Origin of the sequence: Streptomyces sp. NPDC047072, from assembly GCF_040643855.1 — a bacterium.
Lineage (GTDB): Bacteria > Actinomycetota > Actinomycetes > Streptomycetales > Streptomycetaceae > Streptomyces.
Genome location: NZ_JBEYVC010000216.1, coordinates 1 through 17,359, shown reverse-complemented (window position 1 = coordinate 17,359; position 17,359 = coordinate 1). Strand labels below are relative to the sequence as shown.

At 68.5% G+C, this 17,359-nt stretch carries 21 protein-coding genes and 1 pseudogene; 14 read left to right on the top strand and 8 right to left on the bottom strand.

Annotated elements, in window-relative coordinates; genetic code table 11:
- Window positions 1-99 precede the first annotated feature (99 nt).
- Window positions 100-1,884 (top strand): annotated as a pseudogene (locus ABZ896_RS47120) (DUF3427 domain-containing protein); the annotation flags it as partial.
- 244 nt (window positions 1,885-2,128) lie between these two features.
- Here the strand turns inward: ABZ896_RS47120 and ABZ896_RS47115 are convergent.
- Complete coding sequence (locus ABZ896_RS47115) at window positions 2,129-2,773, bottom strand: ATP-binding protein (RefSeq protein ID WP_360943640.1); 645 nt, start codon at window positions 2,771-2,773, stop codon at window positions 2,129-2,131.
- A gap of 215 nt (window positions 2,774-2,988) precedes the next feature.
- Here ABZ896_RS47115 and ABZ896_RS47110 point away from each other — a divergent pair, with 215 nt between their 5' ends.
- The 4 genes from ABZ896_RS47110 (at window position 2,989) to ABZ896_RS47095 (ending at window position 4,712) form a co-directional block, all read left to right on the top strand.
- The gene (locus tag ABZ896_RS47110; protein WP_360943638.1) at window positions 2,989-3,837 is read left to right on the top strand and encodes a helix-turn-helix transcriptional regulator; all 849 of its coding nucleotides are present in this window, start codon (window positions 2,989-2,991) and stop codon (window positions 3,835-3,837) included.
- Window positions 3,834-4,037, top strand: coding sequence for a DUF397 domain-containing protein (locus ABZ896_RS47105; protein WP_360943633.1), 204 nt, complete (start codon window positions 3,834-3,836; stop codon window positions 4,035-4,037). The genes ABZ896_RS47110 and ABZ896_RS47105 overlap by 4 nt, the downstream gene beginning before the upstream one ends.
- A gap of 94 nt (window positions 4,038-4,131) precedes the next feature.
- A complete protein-coding gene (locus ABZ896_RS47100; RefSeq protein ID WP_360943630.1) occupies window positions 4,132-4,428 on the top strand; it encodes a DUF6247 family protein in 297 nt (98 codons plus the stop codon).
- The gene (locus ABZ896_RS47095; protein WP_360943627.1) at window positions 4,425-4,712 is read left to right on the top strand and encodes a hypothetical protein; all 288 of its coding nucleotides are present in this window, start codon (window positions 4,425-4,427) and stop codon (window positions 4,710-4,712) included. Before ABZ896_RS47100 ends, ABZ896_RS47095 begins: the two co-directional genes overlap by 4 nt.
- Window positions 4,713-4,750: 38 nt before the next feature.
- Here ABZ896_RS47095 and ABZ896_RS47090 read toward each other — a convergent pair whose 3' ends face one another.
- Together ABZ896_RS47090 and ABZ896_RS47085 are read right to left on the bottom strand one after the other, a co-directional pair.
- Window positions 4,751-5,356 (bottom strand): Scr1 family TA system antitoxin-like transcriptional regulator, encoded by a 606-nt coding sequence (locus ABZ896_RS47090; protein WP_360943624.1) that lies wholly within the window; start codon window positions 5,354-5,356, stop codon window positions 4,751-4,753.
- Window positions 5,357-5,960: 604 nt separating this feature from the next.
- Window positions 5,961-6,443 (bottom strand): MarR family winged helix-turn-helix transcriptional regulator, encoded by a 483-nt coding sequence (locus tag ABZ896_RS47085; RefSeq protein ID WP_360943621.1) that lies wholly within the window; start codon window positions 6,441-6,443, stop codon window positions 5,961-5,963.
- A gap of 92 nt (window positions 6,444-6,535) precedes the next feature.
- Here ABZ896_RS47085 and ABZ896_RS47080 point away from each other — a divergent pair, with 92 nt between their 5' ends.
- Both ABZ896_RS47080 and ABZ896_RS47075 read left to right on the top strand, forming a co-directional pair.
- Window positions 6,536-7,138, top strand: coding sequence for an NAD(P)H-dependent oxidoreductase (locus ABZ896_RS47080; protein ID WP_360943618.1), 603 nt, complete (start codon window positions 6,536-6,538; stop codon window positions 7,136-7,138).
- Between the two features lie 31 nt (window positions 7,139-7,169).
- Window positions 7,170-7,652, top strand: a complete 483-nt coding sequence (locus tag ABZ896_RS47075; RefSeq protein WP_360943615.1) for an AAA family ATPase — start codon at window positions 7,170-7,172, stop codon at window positions 7,650-7,652.
- On the opposite strand, the gene ABZ896_RS47070 is transcribed toward ABZ896_RS47075, so the two are convergent.
- Window positions 7,579-8,697 (bottom strand): methyltransferase domain-containing protein, encoded by a 1,119-nt coding sequence (locus tag ABZ896_RS47070; protein WP_360943612.1) that lies wholly within the window; start codon window positions 8,695-8,697, stop codon window positions 7,579-7,581. The genes ABZ896_RS47075 and ABZ896_RS47070 overlap by 74 nt on opposite strands.
- 269 nt (window positions 8,698-8,966) lie before the next feature.
- Here ABZ896_RS47070 and ABZ896_RS47065 point away from each other — a divergent pair, with 269 nt between their 5' ends.
- The 6 genes from ABZ896_RS47065 (at window position 8,967) to ABZ896_RS47040 (ending at window position 12,559) form a co-directional block, all read left to right on the top strand.
- Window positions 8,967-9,452 carry a hypothetical protein gene (locus ABZ896_RS47065; RefSeq protein WP_360943609.1) on the top strand — a complete coding sequence of 162 codons (486 nt, stop codon included), beginning with the start codon at window positions 8,967-8,969 and terminating at the stop codon, window positions 9,450-9,452.
- 149 nt (window positions 9,453-9,601) lie between these two features.
- Complete coding sequence (locus tag ABZ896_RS47060) at window positions 9,602-10,285, top strand: hypothetical protein (RefSeq protein ID WP_360943606.1); 684 nt, start codon at window positions 9,602-9,604, stop codon at window positions 10,283-10,285.
- Window positions 10,282-11,091: a hypothetical protein gene (locus tag ABZ896_RS47055; RefSeq protein ID WP_360943603.1), complete on the top strand. Its 810-nt coding sequence runs from the start codon at window positions 10,282-10,284 to the stop codon at window positions 11,089-11,091. Before ABZ896_RS47060 ends, ABZ896_RS47055 begins: the two co-directional genes overlap by 4 nt.
- Window positions 11,084-11,638, top strand: a complete 555-nt coding sequence (locus ABZ896_RS47050; protein ID WP_360943600.1) for a hypothetical protein — start codon at window positions 11,084-11,086, stop codon at window positions 11,636-11,638. The genes ABZ896_RS47055 and ABZ896_RS47050 overlap by 8 nt, the downstream gene beginning before the upstream one ends.
- Before the next feature lie 47 nt (window positions 11,639-11,685).
- Window positions 11,686-12,216: an SUKH-4 family immunity protein gene (locus ABZ896_RS47045; RefSeq protein ID WP_360943597.1), complete on the top strand. Its 531-nt coding sequence runs from the start codon at window positions 11,686-11,688 to the stop codon at window positions 12,214-12,216.
- A 46-nt stretch (window positions 12,217-12,262) separates the two neighbouring features.
- On the top strand, window positions 12,263-12,559 hold the full coding sequence (locus ABZ896_RS47040) for a zinc-ribbon domain-containing protein (protein ID WP_360943594.1): 297 nt from the start codon (window positions 12,263-12,265) through the stop codon (window positions 12,557-12,559).
- A gap of 11 nt (window positions 12,560-12,570) precedes the next feature.
- Here ABZ896_RS47040 and ABZ896_RS47035 read toward each other — a convergent pair whose 3' ends face one another.
- Window positions 12,571-13,368, bottom strand: a complete 798-nt coding sequence (locus tag ABZ896_RS47035) for an SAM-dependent methyltransferase (RefSeq protein ID WP_360943591.1) — start codon at window positions 13,366-13,368, stop codon at window positions 12,571-12,573.
- Between the two features lie 244 nt (window positions 13,369-13,612).
- Window positions 13,613-15,613, bottom strand: coding sequence for a sigma-70 family RNA polymerase sigma factor (locus tag ABZ896_RS47030; RefSeq protein WP_360943588.1), 2,001 nt, complete (start codon window positions 15,611-15,613; stop codon window positions 13,613-13,615).
- A gap of 200 nt (window positions 15,614-15,813) precedes the next feature.
- Here ABZ896_RS47030 and ABZ896_RS47025 point away from each other — a divergent pair, with 200 nt between their 5' ends.
- The gene (locus tag ABZ896_RS47025; protein ID WP_360943585.1) at window positions 15,814-16,230 is read left to right on the top strand and encodes an SsgA family sporulation/cell division regulator; all 417 of its coding nucleotides are present in this window, start codon (window positions 15,814-15,816) and stop codon (window positions 16,228-16,230) included.
- Window positions 16,231-16,248: 18 nt separating this feature from the next.
- On the opposite strand, the gene ABZ896_RS47020 is transcribed toward ABZ896_RS47025, so the two are convergent.
- On the bottom strand, window positions 16,249-16,806 hold the full coding sequence (locus ABZ896_RS47020; RefSeq protein ID WP_360943582.1) for a GNAT family N-acetyltransferase: 558 nt from the start codon (window positions 16,804-16,806) through the stop codon (window positions 16,249-16,251).
- Window positions 16,803-17,180, bottom strand: a complete 378-nt coding sequence (locus ABZ896_RS47015; protein WP_360943643.1) for an alpha/beta hydrolase — start codon at window positions 17,178-17,180, stop codon at window positions 16,803-16,805. Before ABZ896_RS47015 ends, ABZ896_RS47020 begins: the two co-directional genes overlap by 4 nt.
- Window positions 17,181-17,359 lie beyond the last annotated feature (179 nt).

Here is a 17,359-nt window from a genome sequence, read left to right as displayed (position 1 = left end):
ACCGCCAAACCGGCCGAGGACGACCACCAGCTTTTCCCACCGCAGGGACCGAATCAGCTCGGTCAGTGACTACACCACTCGGCGGGACACCATCCAACCACATACCGCCGCATCCTCGACCACTTCAAACCGACTGAACTACTCGGCCTCACGGCAACGCCGGAGCGGATGGACGGACTCAACGTCCAGGACGAGTTCTTCGACGGTCGGATCGCTGCCGAAATGCGACTGTGGGAGGCACTCGAAGCCGATCTACTGTGCCCGTTCCACTACTTCGGTATCCCGGACGGCACAGACCTGACTCAGCTGAACTGGCGCGCGGGTTCGTACGACCGGGACGAACTCGGCAACGTCTACACGGCCAGCGACGCACGGGCTCTCATCGTCGTCAAGCAGGTCAAGGACAAGATCGCGAACCCTGCCGCCATGCGCGCCTTGGGCTTCTGCGTGACCAAGGCGCACGCACACTTCATGGCGAGGCAATTCGAGAACGCCGGCTTCCGGGCTGCGGCGCTCGACAGCGAGTCGACACCCGGAGAGCGTGAGCGGACACTGAAGAATCTCTCGGACGGAAAAATCCAAGTCATCTTCTCGGTGGATCTTTTCAACGAGGGCTTGGACATCCCAGACGTCGACACTCTCCTCCTCCTGCGCCCTACCAACAGTGCGACCGTCTTCTTGCAACAACTCGGACGTGGTCTGCGTCGCACGCCGAACAAGCCTGTGCTGACAGTCCTCGACTTCATCGGCCAGCACCGGGCGGAGTTCCGCTTCGAGGAGCAGTTCCGCGCGCTGACGAACCTGTCACGCGCTCGTCTGGTCGACGACATCGAGCGCGACTTCCCCCACCTCCCTTCGGGCTGCCAGATCATCCTGGAAGGGAAATCCAAGAAACTCATCCTCGACAACATCCGCACACAAATTAACGCCACCATCAATACGCTGGCGAAGGAGGTGAGGATCTACAGCACGCCCAGGCTCGATGCCTACCTACGCGAGAGCAGGCGTGACATCAAGGAGCTCTACAAGAACGATAACTCCTGGACCAAGATCCTTCGCAAGGCGGGGATCGTGAAAGAGGCCCCGCTGCCCGGCGAAGAGGACCTCCTCAAGCGCGTGCACGCATTCCTCCACGTCGACGATCCCGACCGCGCTCGGATGTACCTGCGCCTAATCGCTGACGACGCCCCCGACTACGACTCTCTCACCCACGCCGAGCAGGCATACGCCCGTATGCTTTTCTTCAACCTGTGGGACAGGGCAGGTGGTTTCTCCGACTACCGCGGTGGCCTCGGGTCCCTCGGATCCCAGCAGTTGGTTCGAGACGAACTCCGGCAAGCCCTGTCATATGTCCTCGACCGCACGGATCACTTCCCCATCACCCTTGAAGGATCGCTTCGCCATCTCCCCCTGAATATTCACAGTGCTTACAACCGCTCCGAAATCCTGGCGGCGCTGGGCGTTGCACGATTGGGCGGGCAGATGCCCGGAGTCTTCAGCCAAGGTGTGAGTTGGATCGAGGAGATCAAGACGGACGCCCTGCTGATCACCTTGGAGAAGAACGAGCGCGACTTCTCCCCCAACGTCCGCTACAAGGACTACGCGATCAGCCCCACCCGGCTTCACTGGGAGTCCCAGGGTAATACGGCCGAGAATTCTCCAACAGGCCTGCGTTACCAGCGGCATGAGCGCGAGGGAAGCAATATCCTGCTATTTCTCCGCCGCTACAAGCGCAACGCAATCGGCAAGTCGGAACCATGGATGTTCTTGGGCCCGGCCACCTACGTGGACCACACCGGCAGCAAGCCGATGGCGATCACCTGGGATCTCCATCACGAACTCCCGGCGGATGTCTGGACGTACTCGACCATCGCCGCCGGATAGAAGCAGAGGTCTTGGGCCACACACTGTCGAAGCCGGTCGTGGTCCGAGTCTCCTCCTAATCAGGGCTTCGAGGCTGAGCGGTGCAAACGGCGAGAGATTGGCCGATTCATCCCACCCCTGCCCGAAGCGGACCTGGTCGCATGTCCTGGCGCCTGGGACAAAGCCCCCAATCCCCCCGGTAGCAGTTGCCGTCGCTCTGCCCGTCCCAGCATGTCCACCGCTCAGCATCGAAGTCCCTCGCACCTCAAGCCCCGAGTCCTTCGCCGCCTTCAGCCTCCGTCGCGAACCGCGTCTGCACGCGTTCAAAGGCTTCGTCGACGTCGCGCCCGTGAACCCTCAGCCAGTGGAGAGCATCGACCATCACATCGATCGCCGCCTCCTCGACAACCGCCACCGCACCAGCCCCCGCCTGCCACAGGTGCCCCCATGCGCAGCCGTATTCGCTCAGCAAGGTCTCCACTCGGCTCACACGAGCACCTCCGGCATGACCCTCGGCTGAAGGCAACCCCGTCTGCAACTCGCACCACGTGACCTTCCGGTCGGCCTGGAGCTGGACGCCCCAGCGGTCCGAAACCGCTCCGACCAGCGCCATTCCCCTACCGAACTCGGCATCCGGCGTGGCGTCGAGGAGAGTCGGCAAGGCGCGCGTATCCGGGTCATGGACCTCGATGCGCACACGGGTTCCGTTCATGGAGACCTTGAGCGTGGCCGGCGTGCCCGCACCCACGTGGTTGATGACGTTGGACACCAACTCGCTGACACAGAGCTGAGCCTGGTCGGAGATGTCGTGCAGCCCCCAGATCCCCAGGTGGAGCCGCATGATCCGGCGCAACGCGCCGACTCCCTCGGGTTCGGCCGTGAAAGCCAGACCCCACGGTTTCCGAGACATACACGCTTCCTGGACCACGAAGACCCCTCTCGTCTGCCCGCTCCGCGAACTTGAACGGAGCGTTACGCGACATCACGTTGAGTCGCCTCAATGATCAGAGTGACGTGCACCCATCCCGTTATGCAATGTGCAGGAAGAGATTCCCACTTCCGAGTGATTGGCAGGCAGGCTCCTTGGCGCGAGACTGAACACCCGCTACCCGAGAGGTTGTTGAGATGGCCGGATCACCCACGGCACGCCGTCGGCGGCTCTCGATCGAGTTGAAGAAGCTCCGCGAGAAGAGCGCGCTCACCTGCGCACAAGTCGGCGAGTCGCTGGACTGGAGTGGTTCCAAGGTCAACCGCATGGAGACGGGCAGCGGTCGGGTTCAACCATCGGACATCGAAGCCCTGTGCCGCTTCTACGGCACCAGCGACGAGCTACGAGAGTTCCTCAAAGCGTTGGCCCGGGAGGCCAAGACTCGCGGCTGGTGGCAGGTCCACGGCTCTGGCGTCCCCGAGTGGTTCAACATCTACATCGGTCTTGAGCAGGAGGCCGCCACGTTCCGCCAGTACCAGTGCGAACTGCTCCCCGGACTCATGCAGACCGAGGCGTACACCGGCGAGCTTCACAAAACGGGAGCCCACATGTCGGCCGAGGACATCGACAAGGCCGTGCGGGTACGCATGGAGCGCCAGGCTCTGCTGACTCGGGCCGATGCCCCCGATGCCTGGTTCATCGTGAACGAGGGTGCTCTCCGCAACATCATCGGAGATCGGGCTCTGATGCGAGAGCAGCTTGAACACGTGCTGGATTCGGCCGAGTTGCCGTGCGTGACCGTGCAGGTCCTTCCCTTCGATGCGGGTACCTATCCGGCCACAGGCACCTTTACGATGCTCGGCTTCCCGGACCAAGAGGACCCCGACCTGGTGTACCGCGACGGCATCACCGATGCCGTGTACCTGGAGGGCGAGCATCATGTTCGTGAGTACACCAGGGCCTTCGACGGGCTGCGCGCTGCGGCCCTGAGTCCCCAACGCTCCGTCCAGTTGATCGAAACAGTGCTGAAGGAATACGCAAAGTGAGCAATGCAGGGGTCGAGGGCAGTGGCCACCCGGTGTGGATCAGGTCGTCGTACAGCAACGGCGCGGGAGGGGAGTGCGTCGAGTGCGCGTCCTCCGGGGCCGAAATTCTCGTGCGCGACTCCAAGCTGGGGGCAGGACCGAAGATCACTCTCACTGGCGCCGCATGGCGCGCCTTCGTCGGTGGTGTCCTGGCGAACTGACGCTTGGCGTACTTACGAGGTGCTTCCTCGGCGGCTCTCATTCCGCTGTAGGACACTCCTCTTAAGACAGAAGACGACAAGGAAGCAGACGATCGTGAGCGCACAGCACGCCGAGACGCCCGGACCTGCGACGCTGCCGTTGAAGACCATCGGCGACATTCGAGCCGCTCTCCGGGCCGGCCATGGCTTTCCCGGTGACCGGGAGTCCTTCGAGGCAGACCTTCAGCGTGCGCTGGAGGCTTCGTCGGAGACCGACCTCAACGCTGTCGCAGCGGTGATCGTCGACTATCGGGGCAGGATTCGCCTCTACCAGGACCCCGAGTTCGACATCGCCGTACAGGAGGGCATCGACCTCGCGACGCGGTTGAAGCGAGAGGCACAGGGCCAGTGAGCGGTGTGATCGCGGTCGTCACAGTGCGAGCGGCCGAACGAGCGAAGGCGCTCGGAGCCGAGCAGGCACTGGAAATACTCCGGCAGGAGCTGGAACAGGTGCCCAGGCTCGGAGTGCTGCTCGGTCCGCCCAGCCGCGAGGGTGTGGAGGTTCGCAAGACGAGACTCGAACCGCGAGATGGCGTGCCAGGGCTGGCAGTGGCGTACGTATACACACCGGCACCGCCACCGCCTGCTGTGGCCATCGTCGCCGTAACTCCTGACGACGGCGTCACCCCTGAGTAGTCACGACCATAAGATCCAAGGCCAAGGCTCTGCAGCCTTCAATCGTTGCTCCAGAAGACCAAGGCCTCGTTGATCAGATCCTTGGCCAGGTCCCCGAAATAGGTGGCCTCGCTCAGAGCAGCGAGCGCCTTGTCGTGCAGTGCGAGTTCGCTTGGGTCGGTGATGTCGACGCCGGTCGAGACGAGTTCGTAGTGGGCTCGGCCGTTGTCGTGCATGTTGAAGCCGGGCATGGGGACCACGTCGGTCTCGGCGGTCCTGGGAAGGATGCCCAGCTTCAGGGACGGTAGGTCGAAGTCCCGCAGGAGGCGCTGCATCTGCTCGCGCATCACAGTCGGGCCGCCGACGTTCGTGTAGAGGGCCTGCTCTCCCAGGATCACGTCGTAGTGGTGTTCGCCGTCGTACAGGACCTGTTGGCGTTCCATCCGCTTGGCCACGCCCGCGGGCACGTCGTTCGGGACTTCGAGGAAGTCGACGACTCGGCGGAGGATCACCGTGGCGTAGGCCTCGGTCTGGAGCGTGCCCCAGATCATGGCCGGGATGTACGCCTTGCCGTGTCGCGTCTGCTGGTACCAGCGGATCACCTCGTCCTGGATGTCTTCCGTTCCGGAGGACAGGCGCTGCTGCCACGGCACCAAGTTGGTCACAGGGGGCTCCCGTCGATAGCTGAAGGTGAACTGCCCTTGGCCCTACCCACTGAGCGGTGTCAGTGCAACGCCCGCGTCGCCGCGCCGTAGACAGCCATGCTCCCGGCGGGGCCATCTCGCCTCGCCGGTCGGCGCTCTCGGGGCGTACGGCTATGTGCGACTCCGTGTCGGGTCTCCCGAATGGGCATACGGCCGGTTCGTCGACAGCACCGTCTCCTTTCATGCCGGACCGGCGGGTCTCGGCTGCCGAGGTGGGACCGGTCCTGCGTCCGGCGGTTTCCGGGCGTCGGGACGCTGACGGCAGGCGGTCGGCCGTAGTGCCCGCGTTGCTGGCGGTGCCGTCGCTGATGTGGGCGGTGCGGCTCCGGCTGCCGGGCACATTGACCGCCTCGGGCTCAACCTCGATGGTGTACCGGGCCGTTGGTCTTCTGTATGCCGACGGTTCTCGTCGGGCGTCACCGTGAGCCCGTAACGCCCCAGCTCAGGGCACCCGGCACCCAACCACTGGGAGACAGCGGCCTCGACCTCCGACCAGAGTTGCCGGGGACCGCTCTGCAAGGCGCGCGCCGAGCCCTCTGGGCCTGGTCCCGCGTCGTCGGAACGTTCAGCGGCCCTCACCCGTAAAGCGAGACCCCGGCTCCATCCGATCGATCATCCGCTCCCCCCACTCCCGAAACACCTCCACCTGCTCAGGCGTGATCGTGTCGAAGAAAAGGTGGCGGATGTTGCCCGCATGGACAAGCAGAGCCTGTTGAGCCACCTCGCGCCCCTTCGGCGTCAGTGTCACCCCCGTCCGTCGGCCCGGGGCGCCCGCATGGACGGGGGTCACCAGGGAGCGGGATTCCATGCGGGTCAGGAGGTGGGAGACGCGGGATTTTTCCCAGGTGAGGGAATCTGCGAGTTCGCCTACGCGGAGTTCGTGGTTCGGGGTCTGCCAGAGGGTGATCAGGACGCTGAACTCCGGTTTCGAGATGCCGCAGTCGCGTTGGAGGCCTCGGTCGAGTTCCTGGGTGAGGAGGCGTTGGGCTTGCATCCAGGTGTCCCAGAGGGCCCATTCCTCGGGGCTCAGGGTGGGGGGCTCGGCCATGGGCGAAGCATATCGAGCATGCATGTTGACGCGTCAACTCAATCCTCCTAGAGTTGATGCGTCAACTTATAGGCAAAGGGAGAGGTACCCCCATGGCACTCCGCATCGGCATCGTCCTCGGCAGCACCCGCCCCGGACGCAGGGGCGAGCAGATCGCCCGTTGGGTGCTCGACACCGCCCACGCGCACGGCGGTGCCGAGTACGCGCTCGTCGATCTCGCCGACCACCGCCTCGGCAATCTCGACGAAGGCGGGAATCCGAATCTCCGGCAGTACGAGCACACCCACACCCGCGACTGGTCCGCTGTGGTCGACGGCTTCGACGGATACGTCTTCCTCGTCCCGGAGTACAACCACTCCTTCCCCGGCGCCCTCAAGAACGCGCTCGACTACGTCTACCGGGAGTGGAACGACAAGGCCGCCGGCATCGTCAGCTACGGCGGCTGGGCCGCGGGGGTCCGGGCCGCCGAGGCGTTGCGGCTCGTGCTCGCCGAGTTGCAGGTGGCCACCGTTCGGGCACAGCCCGCCGTCCCGTTGATCCCCGCGTTCTCGACCGGTTCGTTCGTTCCGCCGGAGGGGCTCGACGGCGCCGTGCGTGGCATGCTCGACCAGGTCGTCGCCTGGTCCGGCGCGCTGCGTGGCGTACGGCGCGACAGGGCCGTAAAGGACGCCGAAGCAGCTCCCGTCGGCGTATAGCAAAACGGTGTACAGCAAAGAGGAGCACCCCATGGGCACCGCCCCGAGCCCCCGGCTCATCCTGCTCTGCGGGCTCCCCGGATCCGGCAAGACCACGCTGGCCAAACGGCTGGTGAGCCAGATTCCTGCCGTACGGCTGTGTCCCGACGAGTGGATGGCGCAGCTCCAAGTCGATCTGTTCGACGAGGAGTTGCGGGGGCGGCTGGAGGAGCTCTTTTGGGGGCATGCTCAGAAGTTGTTGCGGCTTGGGCAGAGTGTGGTTCTGGAGTACGGGTTCTGGGGGCGGTCCGAGCGGGATGAGAAGCGAACGGCCGCTCGGGCGATGGGGGTTGGCGTCGAGTTGCGTTATCTCGCCGTTCCCTTCGAGGAGTTGTGCAGGCGGCTCGCCGCGCGGGGCGAGGACGGTACGCCTGGGACCGTGCCGGTCAGCCGGGAGTTGCTCAAGGAGTACGCGCGGGTCTTCCAGGCCCCGGACCCGGAAGAACTCGCTCTTTTCGATCGGCCTTCCCTCTGACACGGTCATCCCGCATCAGGTGGACCAGGAAGGGCTGCGCCCCCGACAGACGCAGGCGCTGTACGAGTACGGGCGTGAAGTCGTGCTCCAGGGCGGCGGTTACGGCGTCGCGGTCCGCGAGGAGGAGTACGGCCGTGCCGGTCGGGGCGAGGACGCGGCGCAGTTCCGTCCACCAGCGGGACGGGCCCTCGGCGAGCAGGCCGCCCGCCGAAACCTGCGTGCCCCAGGGCGGGTTGCACAGGACGCGGTCGATGGATGCCGAGGGGAGCGGTAGGCGGCCCGCGTCGGCGCGATGGATCGCGATCGGGAGGTCGTCCGCGTTGGCGCTGGCCGCGGTGATCGCGTCCGGGGAGAGGTCGAAGCCTCGGAAGTGGGCTCGGAAGTGGGCGTCGGGGTGAGCAAGTGCCGCCTCGATCAGGAGAGTTCCGGCGCCGCAGCACGGGTCGAGGACGGTGGCTCCGGGGCGGATGTCGGCCAGGACCGCCATCGCCGCGGCCAGCGGTGGGTGCAGGGTGCCCGGGAGGGCGTGCCGCTTGTAGGCGCGGCGGTGCAGCGGGCGGTCCTCGGTTCGGAGCAGGAGCGTGGCGTACGTGCCGTCCAAGGTCAGGCGCCAGCCCCGGGAGCCGGGTGGGGGCGCGATTCCGGTACGACGTGAGTGGTACGGGACGCTGAGCCGGTGGGCCAGGGCCTGGCCTACGGCGTCCTCGGCGTCGTAGCGCGTGAAGGTCCGGCTGCCGAGGAAGGACGCCGAGATGTCGATGCCGGTGTGCTCCGACAACCCGACCGGCTCCGTCGGTTCGGCCAGTTCCGCAAGCTCCACCAGTTCGCGCAGCGCCCTTCGTGTCGTACCGATGTCCGGGCGGCGGGCCGCGAGCAGGAAGACGTCGTCCGCCGTTCGGAGTTGCGGCGGCAGGGGGCCGGCTGCGGTGAAGTGGACTTCGCGGTGGCGGAGTTCGGTGACGGCGGCCGGGCCGGAACCGACGATCTCGGTGGCCACGAGGGTTTCCAGGCCGCGCAGGCAGCGTGCCACGAGGGGCGTGTGCATGGGGTGTTCTTCTTCCACGTCAGCACTCGGGGTAGCGCTCCGCCGCCCCGCGTCGCCGGCGACGGGAGTCCTCGATTCGCCGGCGGTGCCTAGCGGAGGTGGAAGAAGTACGTCATGGGCGGAGTGTAAGCACGGTTCGGGGATCGAAGGCGACTCATTTTCCGAGCCGCGAGGCCGCGCCCCGGCCAAGGATTCCGACCTCCCAATCCCCATAGGGCTGTTGGATACTGGGCGCGACTGGCGTACGGGAAGGGAAGGGGGAGGTTCGCGTGCCGGACGGGCGTGAGGTGGCCGACAGCGAGCTGCTGGACGTCGCCAAGGACGAGGAGCGGGCCCGTAGTCTGCGCCGGGCGCTGCGCGCGCTGAGCACGGGGGCCGATCCCAAGTTGCGGGAGATGGCGAACGGCGTGCTGCGCGGGGAGCTGTCCCCTCAACAGGCGTTCACCGACCCGGAGTACACGGCTGCGTTGTTCTCCGGGGCCGCCGAGGTGCGCCGGGCCGGGGAGAGACGGTCCGAGGCGGAGGCGCGGGAGGCCGGGGAGCGGTTCGGGGCGTGGCAGGCGGCGCGGCGGGACGAGGTCGAGGACGAGAGCGTCGGTGCCAACGCCGTTGCCGAGGACGGCACTTCACGGGAGGACGGCGCAGAGCGGCGCGCCGCCGCCGAGCGTTCCGCCGGACCCGCCGGACCCTGGGGATCCTCCAACTCCGTTGGGCTGGGCGGCTCCCGGCTGGAGAACCCCTTCGGCCGACGCTGAACTCCGTCACCACGTAACGGCACTTGAGGAGCCGCACACCAACGCCCACCCCTCCCGTCCCCCGAGCAAATTCCCACCCCCGTAGTAGAGTTCGGCCGTCGCACGCGTGACCCGAAACGGTCCTGCCAAGGCGAAGGGGGAACGGGGAGATGGGAGTCGTGCTGCCCGACGAGGCGGCGTGGGTGCTGGATCTCATCGGCGTCGAGTGGCCCAACGTCGACGAGGACGACTACCGCGACATGGCCGACGGCCTGCGCTCGTTCGCCTCGCAGATGCGCGAGGGGAAGGACGCCACGGCGGGCCTCGTCCGGGAGTTCCTGGAAGGAAACGAGGGCATCGCGACCGCCGCCTTCCTGCAGCACTGGGGCAAAGTCAGCGACGTACACCTGGAACGCCTCGGCGAGGCGGCCGATCTCGGGGCGATGGCACTGGACGGCGCCGCCGTCGCCGTAGCGGGCGCCAAGGTCGCCGCCATCGTCCAACTCGGCATCCTGGCCGCCGAGATCATCGCCGCCCAGGCCGCCGCGCCGTTCACGCTCGGGCTCTCCGAGGTCGGCGCGCTCGGCGCCACCCAGGCCACGCGGCTGATCGTGCGGCGGCTGTTGAAGGAGGCGGAGCAACTCCTCGTAGAAGAGCTGATGTCGGTCGCCATGGGCCCGGTCTACTCCGCGCTCGGCAACATGGCCACCGACCTCGTCCTCCAGCTCGGCGCCAACGCCGTTGGCCTGCAAGACGGTTACAGCCCGGGCAAGACCCTGCGGGCCGGCACCGAGGGGTTCTCGGAAGGGCTCGACGGCACCACGGGCACCTTCAGCAAGGGAGGCGCCGCGTGAGCGACACCGTACGCAGCGACAAGGACCTCCACGACCGGCTGGCCGACCGGATCACCACCCAGGCCGACGAGCACGAGTCCGGTGCCCGCCCCCATCTGCGGCGCAGCCGCGCCGGGTTGGACCGCACGCGCGGCAAGGGCGCGCTCGCGGCGGCCGTCGAGACCGGGGCGGAGAAGATCCTGCGGGCGATCGAGGAGGCCGAGGAGGAACTGCACCGGCACCTCCAGGACGTGTCCAAGGGCGTGCGGGCGATGGGCGACAACCACGCGCGCAACGACAAGAACATCGAGACGATGCTGAACAGCATCGTCACCCGCTCCCGCAACCAGGACGCCGTCCGCGACGGCGGCGGGATCGGCAAGGACCGGCCGGACTCGACGAAGGACCCGCACACCGTCACGCTGGAGTGGAAGCCCGGCATGCCCAAGCAGGCCTTCGAGCGGAAGGCGCGGGCCCTGCAGCGGCTCGGCGAGGAGGGCAAGCTCTTCAAGTTCAAGGGCAAGACCAAGGACTACCGCGACTCGAAGATCACGGCGGACTACAAGGGCGCGCTGACGGCGCTGATCCTCAGGAACAACAAGGACGACCCCGACTTCGCCAAGGAGGCCGCGGCGACCGCTCGCAACATGTCGCCCGACCACGTCCACGAGCTCCAGGTCGGTGGTCCGGACGCGTGGCGTAACCTGCGGATGCTCGACCGGGTCACGAACCAGGACATCGGATGGAACCAGATACGCCCCCAGGTCAGGGATCTCCCGGACGGCAATCCCATCAACATCGACATAAAGTGGTGGCCGGATGACTAGCGCGAGGCACACCCCGTCCCGGCTCGTCGCGACGGTGGACGCCCTGCGGCTGGCGCTGGCGGAGAGCCCGGACCTGCTCGGGTTCACGCTCGGCGGGACGATCGACGAGGAGACGGCGGCGGCCGCGGAGGCCGACGGGGTGCCGCGGTCGTTCCTGGACTTCTGCCGGGTGCTGGACGGCGTGGGCTGCGGGCCGTCCGTGCAGCTCTTCAGTCTGCGGGAGGCGGCGGAGCACCAGTTCTACTGCGAGCCGGTGGTCGATTCCCCGCTGCCGCTCTCACCGGAGAAGCTCTACTGTGTCGGGATGATCCAGGAAGCTCCGGTCTTCCTCGACCGCGCGGGCGGCGAGGTCCTCGGAGCCTACGAGGAAGGCCCCGACTGGCCCGACGCGGAGCGCTTCGAGCGGCTCGCGCCCGGGCTGGAGGCGTTCTTCCTGGAGCGGCTGGTCTCCGCCGGCGAGTACCAGCGGCTCGCCCTGGTCGATGACGAACTGCTGGAATACGACGACTGGTTGAAGCTGCTGCGACGGGCCGGGCTGGCCGACTGAACCGCCGGTTACGCGCACGAGGACTCACGAAGGGGAAGCAGGGACGCATGGCCACCCATGACGAGATGACGGAGCTGTTCGGCGCGGACCGCGTGGTCACGCTGGACCGTGCCGTCGCCGAGGAGCGCGGGCTGTCCGAGGCCGACGCGGAGGTGCTGTGCGAGGTCGGGGTGCCGGTCTTCGTCGACGTGCTGTTCACGCTCGACACGGCGGACGAGGGACCGGATCCCTTCACGGTGGTGCCGGTCGCCGCGGGGGGTGAGGAGACGCGCATCCTCGTCCTCGGCGGGCCCACGGACGATCCCGCGATGCGGTACTGCCTCGACATGGACCGCGGCTACGTCATCCTCATGTCCTTCGGCGACGAGCCCCAGGCGGAGATCGTCAACCGCACCCTCGCGGACCTGGTGGAGTTCCTGTACCGGTTCGCACTGCGGAGCAAGCACCTGAAGCAGGCGGCCCCCCAGGACCGCGGCCCTTACACCGACAAACTCGTGGAATACCTCCAGTCCCGCGACCGCTTCGCCTTCGCCCAGCCGGACAGCTGGTGGTCGATGGTCTTCGAACAGGTCGGCTGAACAGGGATACTGCCTTTCCAGCCACTGCACGGAAGAAGGCGGCGTCGTGATCATTTTTGGGACCAAGGGGTATTTGTACCAGCTTGCGATACTTACGTTCGTGTGTGGGCGGTGTGGGAATCCGTCCGCGCATACGCTGCGCAAGCGGGTCACGAAGTTCACGTTGTTCTTCGTGCCGCTGTTTCCGATCTCCACCAAGTACACGACCCAGTGCACCTTCTGCGCGGCGGAGCAGAAGGTGACCGGGGAGCAGGCGGAACAGTTGCAGGCGCAGGCCGCGGGCGGGCAGGGCGGTGGCCAGGTGTACGGCGGTCAGGCCCCGCAACAGCCGCACCAGCACTGACACTTCGGCGGTCAGGGCAGTTTGCGTGCCACCCCGCCGTAGAAGCCGATCTCCTTCGAGCGCGGCGGGGGTGTCGTGTCCGGGCGCCAGAAGGGGACCTGGGCCAGGCCCGGTTCGACGAGGTCGAAGCCGTCGAAGAAGCGCTCGATCTCGGCGTGCGTACGCAGGTTCATCGTGGCGCTCGCCTTGTTGTAGACCGCCGCGGCTCCACTGCGCTCGGCGAAGTCGCCCGTGGCGTGCGAGAGGATCAAGTAGCTGCCGGGGGCGAGGGCTTCGCGGAGGGTCGCGACGATCCGTCGCGGGTCCTCCTCGTCCTTCAGGAAGTGGAGTACGGCGACCAGCAGCAGCGCCACCGGTTCGTCGAAGTCGATCACGCCGCGGACTTCCGGGGAGTCCAGGATCGCGCGCGGCTCGCGCAGGTCGGCCAGGACGATGCTCGTCGTGCCGTCCGCCTTCAGCAACGCCTCGGCGTGCGTGTTCACGATCGGGTCGTTGTCGACGTACGCCACGCGGATGTCCGGGGCGACCTCCAGTGCCGTCTCGTGGACGTTCGGGGACGTGGGCAGGCCCGTGCCGATGTCCAGGATCTGGCGGACGCCGTCACCGACCACGTGCCGGACCGCGCGGCGCAGGAACGCGCGGTTCGCGCGGACGCCGATCCTCGCCTCCGGGGCCGCCGCGACGAGCCGTTCGGCGGCCTCGCGGTCGACCTCGTAGTTGTCCTTGCCGCCCAGGAGGTAGTCGTAGATCCGGGCGGGGTGCGGCTTGCTGGTGTCGATCTCCTCGGCACGGAAGCCGTTCTCTCTCACACTGCGCTCCTCTCGGCCGCCGCGCCGACCCCCTGACCGGCCCCGCCCGACGGCAACTGCTCTCCACTCGACGATTCAACTCCCTTCCGGGTGTGTGGAGTTCCGGCTTCGGCGCAGGGGTTGTGCGGGGTGGAGGGCGTAGAGGGCGTGGCAGGTGTGGAGGGCGTGGTCCGGGGAGGGGTGGCGGGAGTCTCCGGGGTGGCCGGGGTTCGGGGGCAGTCGGGGTCTCCGGGGTGGCCGGGGTTCAGGGGCAGTCGGGGTCTCCGGGGTGGCGGGGGGATTCCGGAGCGGCGGGGGTCGCCGGGACAGCCGGCGCCTCCGGGGACGTCGGGTTCTCCGGAGCGCTCGGTGTCTCCGGCGTCGAAGGAGTCTCCGGTACGTCCGTCCCGCCCGGCGGCGTCGAGTCCGCCGGCGGCTCCCCGTACCCGGGCGGCTCCTCCGGCGTCTCCTTGATCGGCTTGGGATCCTCGGGCTGGGGCTCGGCGGGCTCGGGGTCCGCGGGCTCGGGGTCCGCGGGCTCGGGGTCCGCGGGCTCGGGATCCGTCGCCCCAGGATCCGCGGGCTGGGGCTCGGCGGGCTCAGGGTCCGCGGGCTCGGGGTCCGCGGGCTTGGGATCCGTCGCCCCAGGATCCGCGGGCTTGGGCTGGGCAGGCTCAGGGTCCGCCGGCTCAGGGTCCGCTGGCTTGGGATCCGTCGCCCCAGGATCCGTAGGCTTCGGCCAGTGCGGCTTGGGATCCGCCGGCTTCGGCTCCGCAGGCTTGGGTTCCTCCGGCGCGGGCTCCACCGGATCAGGCTCCACCGGCGCAGGCGTCACAGGCGACGGCTCCACCGGACCAGGCACAACCGGCGTCGGATCCTCAGGCGTCGGACCGACCGGCGTCGGATCCCCAGGCGTCGGACCGACCGGCCCCGGATCCCCAGGCGTCGGACCGCCCGGTACCGGCTCCACTGGCCCCGGCCCCCCAACCGGCCCACCACCCACCGGAGTTGACGGCTCCCCGGGCTCCCCCGGTTCCCCCGCCTCCCCCGAACCCGTCGCCCCACCCGACTCCGCTACGACCGCCCCCGCCCCGCTCTCCTCCCGCACCGACGCGGCACCCCCGGCCGACCCGTCACCCGCCCCCTCGGCGACGACCGCCGCCACCGCCCCGGTCCGGATCCGCTCCGGCTCCTCCCCGCCCGGTGCCACCGCCCCCGTGGACGGCCCCACCACCGGCCCCTGCGCCACCGGCGCCTTCTCCGGCTGGGTCACCGTCGCGGGCGACTCGTCCACGCCGAGCGCGAGGATGACCGCCACGGCCGCGGCGGCCGCCGTACCCGCGGCGAACGACGCCTTCACCTTCGGCCCAGCCGCACGGGCCGTGTGCAGCAACCCCCCACCAGGCCCACCGGAAACCGAACCGGAGGCCGAAGCCGAAGCCGAACCAGAGACGGCGGAGGCAGAAGCAGACGCGGCCGACCCCGTCGTGACCCACGCCAGAACCTTCCCGGCCGCACCGCCCCCCGCCACCACGAACACCAGCAACGCCGGTCCCACGATCGCGGGCAGCCGGTCGTTGGCCCGGATCAACACCGCGAGCCTCCCCCGGCACCCCTCACACGCGTCGACGTGCGCGAGGAGCCGTTCGGACTGGCGGGCGGTCGCGCTGCCGCGGACGTACGCCGGCATGCGCACCCAGTGGACCTCGCACGCGGGGTCGTCGGGCGCCTCGGTCTGGGACTTGAGGAAGGCCTGGCGCATGCCCTCGCGGGCCCGGTGCAACAGCACCGCCGTCGCCCCCTGCTTGGCGCCGATCTGCCGCCCGACCGTCTCCAGCGGCTGCCCCTCCGCGTCGGCGAGCCACAGCGCCCGTACCCACCGCTCGGGCAGTTCGCCGAGGACGCGCGCCAACAGGTCGACGGAGGAGACGCGTTCGGCCGGGTCGTCGTCGAAGGAGCCGGTCGCCTGCTCGGGGATGTGCGGGTCCCGCGGGGTCTCGTGCGTGGCGCTCGCGACGGAGGAGGCGAGGTGCCGCACGGTCGTCATGAGGTACGCCGGGACGTTCTCGATCTCGTGTCCGGCGGCCAGCCGCCGCCACACGCGGAAGTGCGCCTCGGCGACGAGGTCCTCGGCGGCCCAGGAGTTCCGGGTGAGCGAGCGGGCGTACGCGACGAGGCGCGGCTGTTCCTCCTCGTAGATCCGCACGTAGGCGGCGGTGGTGGAGGAGGACGTCTGGGCGGGCACGATGGCCGGACGATCGGTCATGCAGGAACGCTCCAGTTCCCGGCTGGTGAGGCTCGGACGAGTTTGTCAGCGTAGATGACAAAACTTTCAAACAATCAGTTCCGTCCAACTCGACCAGTGATTCAGATCACATGAACTGTCCGCCGTCACCGCGTAATGAACGGGTCCGCCGCCCGGTCGAGAGGACCAGAAAGTGTCCGATCGAAACGGGGTCCCCGCTCATGCGTCACACCGTCCTGGAACAGACCGTCCGCGCCCGCCTCCTCACCACCGACCAGCCGGACTACCCGATCCGCCCCACGCTGCGCTACTCCGCCGCCGAGCCCTTCGCCGTGCACGTCGACTTCCCCGCGCATGTCTCGGCCGACGGCGAGGGCGTGAGCTGGATGTTCGGCCGCGCGCTGCTGGAGGAGGGCCTGGATGCGCCGGCCGGTATGGGGGACGTGCGGATCGAGCCGTACGGCTGGGCCCGGACCGTCGTCGAGTTCCGCTCCCCGCTGGGCCTCGCGGTGGTCCGTTTCGGTACGGCGTCCCTGCGCCGCTTCCTCCAGCGGACCTACGATCTCGTGGCGCCGGGCACGGAGGATCTGGGCCCTGAACTCGACCACGGGCTCGCCTCGTTGCTCGACGAGGTGTGATCCGTACGGTTCACGGCGTCACCTGCGCCTCTCCCAGTCGGCGCGGGTGAGTTCGTACTCCACCTCGCCGTGCTCGGAGCCCTCGATCGGTTCGGGCCAGTCGCCGTGGAAGGTGCGCAGGTACGTCAGCCCGGACTTCTCCATGACCCGGCGCGAACTCCGGTTGACGGTCATGGTGTTGGCGGTGACGCGCTCGACGCCGAGCTCGGTGAAGCCCTTGTCGATGAGCGCGCGGGAGCCCTCGGTGGCGTAACCCCGGCCCCAGGCAGCCCTGCCCAGCCGGTAACCCAGCTCGACGACGGCGGCGCTCTCCTCCTCCAGGGGCCGGAACTCGAACCAGCCGAGGAAGGTGCCGGAGGCTTCGGCGGCCCAGAACCCCCGGGTGCCGAGGCCGGGATAGTCGTGCAGCAGCAGGGGCAGCGTGCGGGTGCGGATCGTCTCGGCGGGCGTGGGCACGCCGCCGCTGAGATAGCGCATGACCTCGGGATCGCCGTCGAGGGCGACCAGCAGCGGGGCGTCGGCCTCGGTGAACGCCCGCAGCACCAGCCGCTCGGTCTCCAGGAAGACGTAGGTCACGCGTCCCGCCTCTCCGCCAGGAACTCCGCGATCTCCTCGTGGAGCCGGCCCGGCTGGTCCAGGTGTACGTCATGGGCGGCGCCCGGCACCACGACCTCGCGCACGTCCGGGCGCCGGGCGCGCATCCCGGCGGCCTCGGCGGGGTTCATGGTGCCGGAGGCGCCGCGGACGAGGAGGGTGGGGCAGCGGGTGCGCGCCCACTGGTCCCAGTAGGCGCGCGCGGCCAGGTCGGCGACGGTGTCGACGACGACGTCCGGGTCGAAGCGCGGGTACCACCCGTCCACCCTCTCCTCCAGCCCCCTTGCCCATGCCTCATGTCCGAGGAAGGCGGTCGCGGCCGCCGCCGAGGCGAAGGGCACCGGCCAGCCGTCCAGCCACCCGGCGATCGCGCCCGGCAGTTCGGGGCTAGGGCCTGTCCGGCGGATCAGGCCGGCTGCAAGGGACGGTGGCCCTTCAACGCAGGTGAGCGGGGCTGGGTGCGTCTGGCTGCAAGGCGGAGGAGGGCGGCGACGCGATGGGGGTGCCCCCGCGCGAGGTTGTTCGAGCGTGGGGG

Excerpts from the sequence above, each read along its gene's own strand:
- ABZ896_RS47050 (WP_360943600.1), top strand. The coding sequence starts at position 11,084 with ATGACTAGCGCGAGGCACACCCCGTCCCGGCTCGTCGCGACGGTGGAC.
- ABZ896_RS47085 (WP_360943621.1), bottom strand. The coding sequence starts at position 6,443 with ATGGCCGAGCCCCCCACCCTGAGCCCCGAGGAATGGGCCCTCTGGGAC.
- ABZ896_RS47110 (WP_360943638.1), top strand. The coding sequence starts at position 2,989 with ATGGCCGGATCACCCACGGCACGCCGTCGGCGGCTCTCGATCGAGTTG.
- ABZ896_RS47045 (WP_360943597.1), top strand. The coding sequence starts at position 11,686 with ATGGCCACCCATGACGAGATGACGGAGCTGTTCGGCGCGGACCGCGTG.
- ABZ896_RS47080 (WP_360943618.1), top strand. The coding sequence starts at position 6,536 with ATGGCACTCCGCATCGGCATCGTCCTCGGCAGCACCCGCCCCGGACGC.
- ABZ896_RS47030 (WP_360943588.1), bottom strand. The coding sequence starts at position 15,613 with ATGACCGATCGTCCGGCCATCGTGCCCGCCCAGACGTCCTCCTCCACC.
- ABZ896_RS47070 (WP_360943612.1), bottom strand. The coding sequence starts at position 8,697 with ATGCACACGCCCCTCGTGGCACGCTGCCTGCGCGGCCTGGAAACCCTC.
- ABZ896_RS47060 (WP_360943606.1), top strand. The coding sequence starts at position 9,602 with ATGGGAGTCGTGCTGCCCGACGAGGCGGCGTGGGTGCTGGATCTCATC.
- ABZ896_RS47115 (WP_360943640.1), bottom strand. The coding sequence starts at position 2,773 with ATGTCTCGGAAACCGTGGGGTCTGGCTTTCACGGCCGAACCCGAGGGA.
- ABZ896_RS47025 (WP_360943585.1), top strand. The coding sequence starts at position 15,814 with ATGCGTCACACCGTCCTGGAACAGACCGTCCGCGCCCGCCTCCTCACC.
- ABZ896_RS47075 (WP_360943615.1), top strand. The coding sequence starts at position 7,170 with ATGGGCACCGCCCCGAGCCCCCGGCTCATCCTGCTCTGCGGGCTCCCC.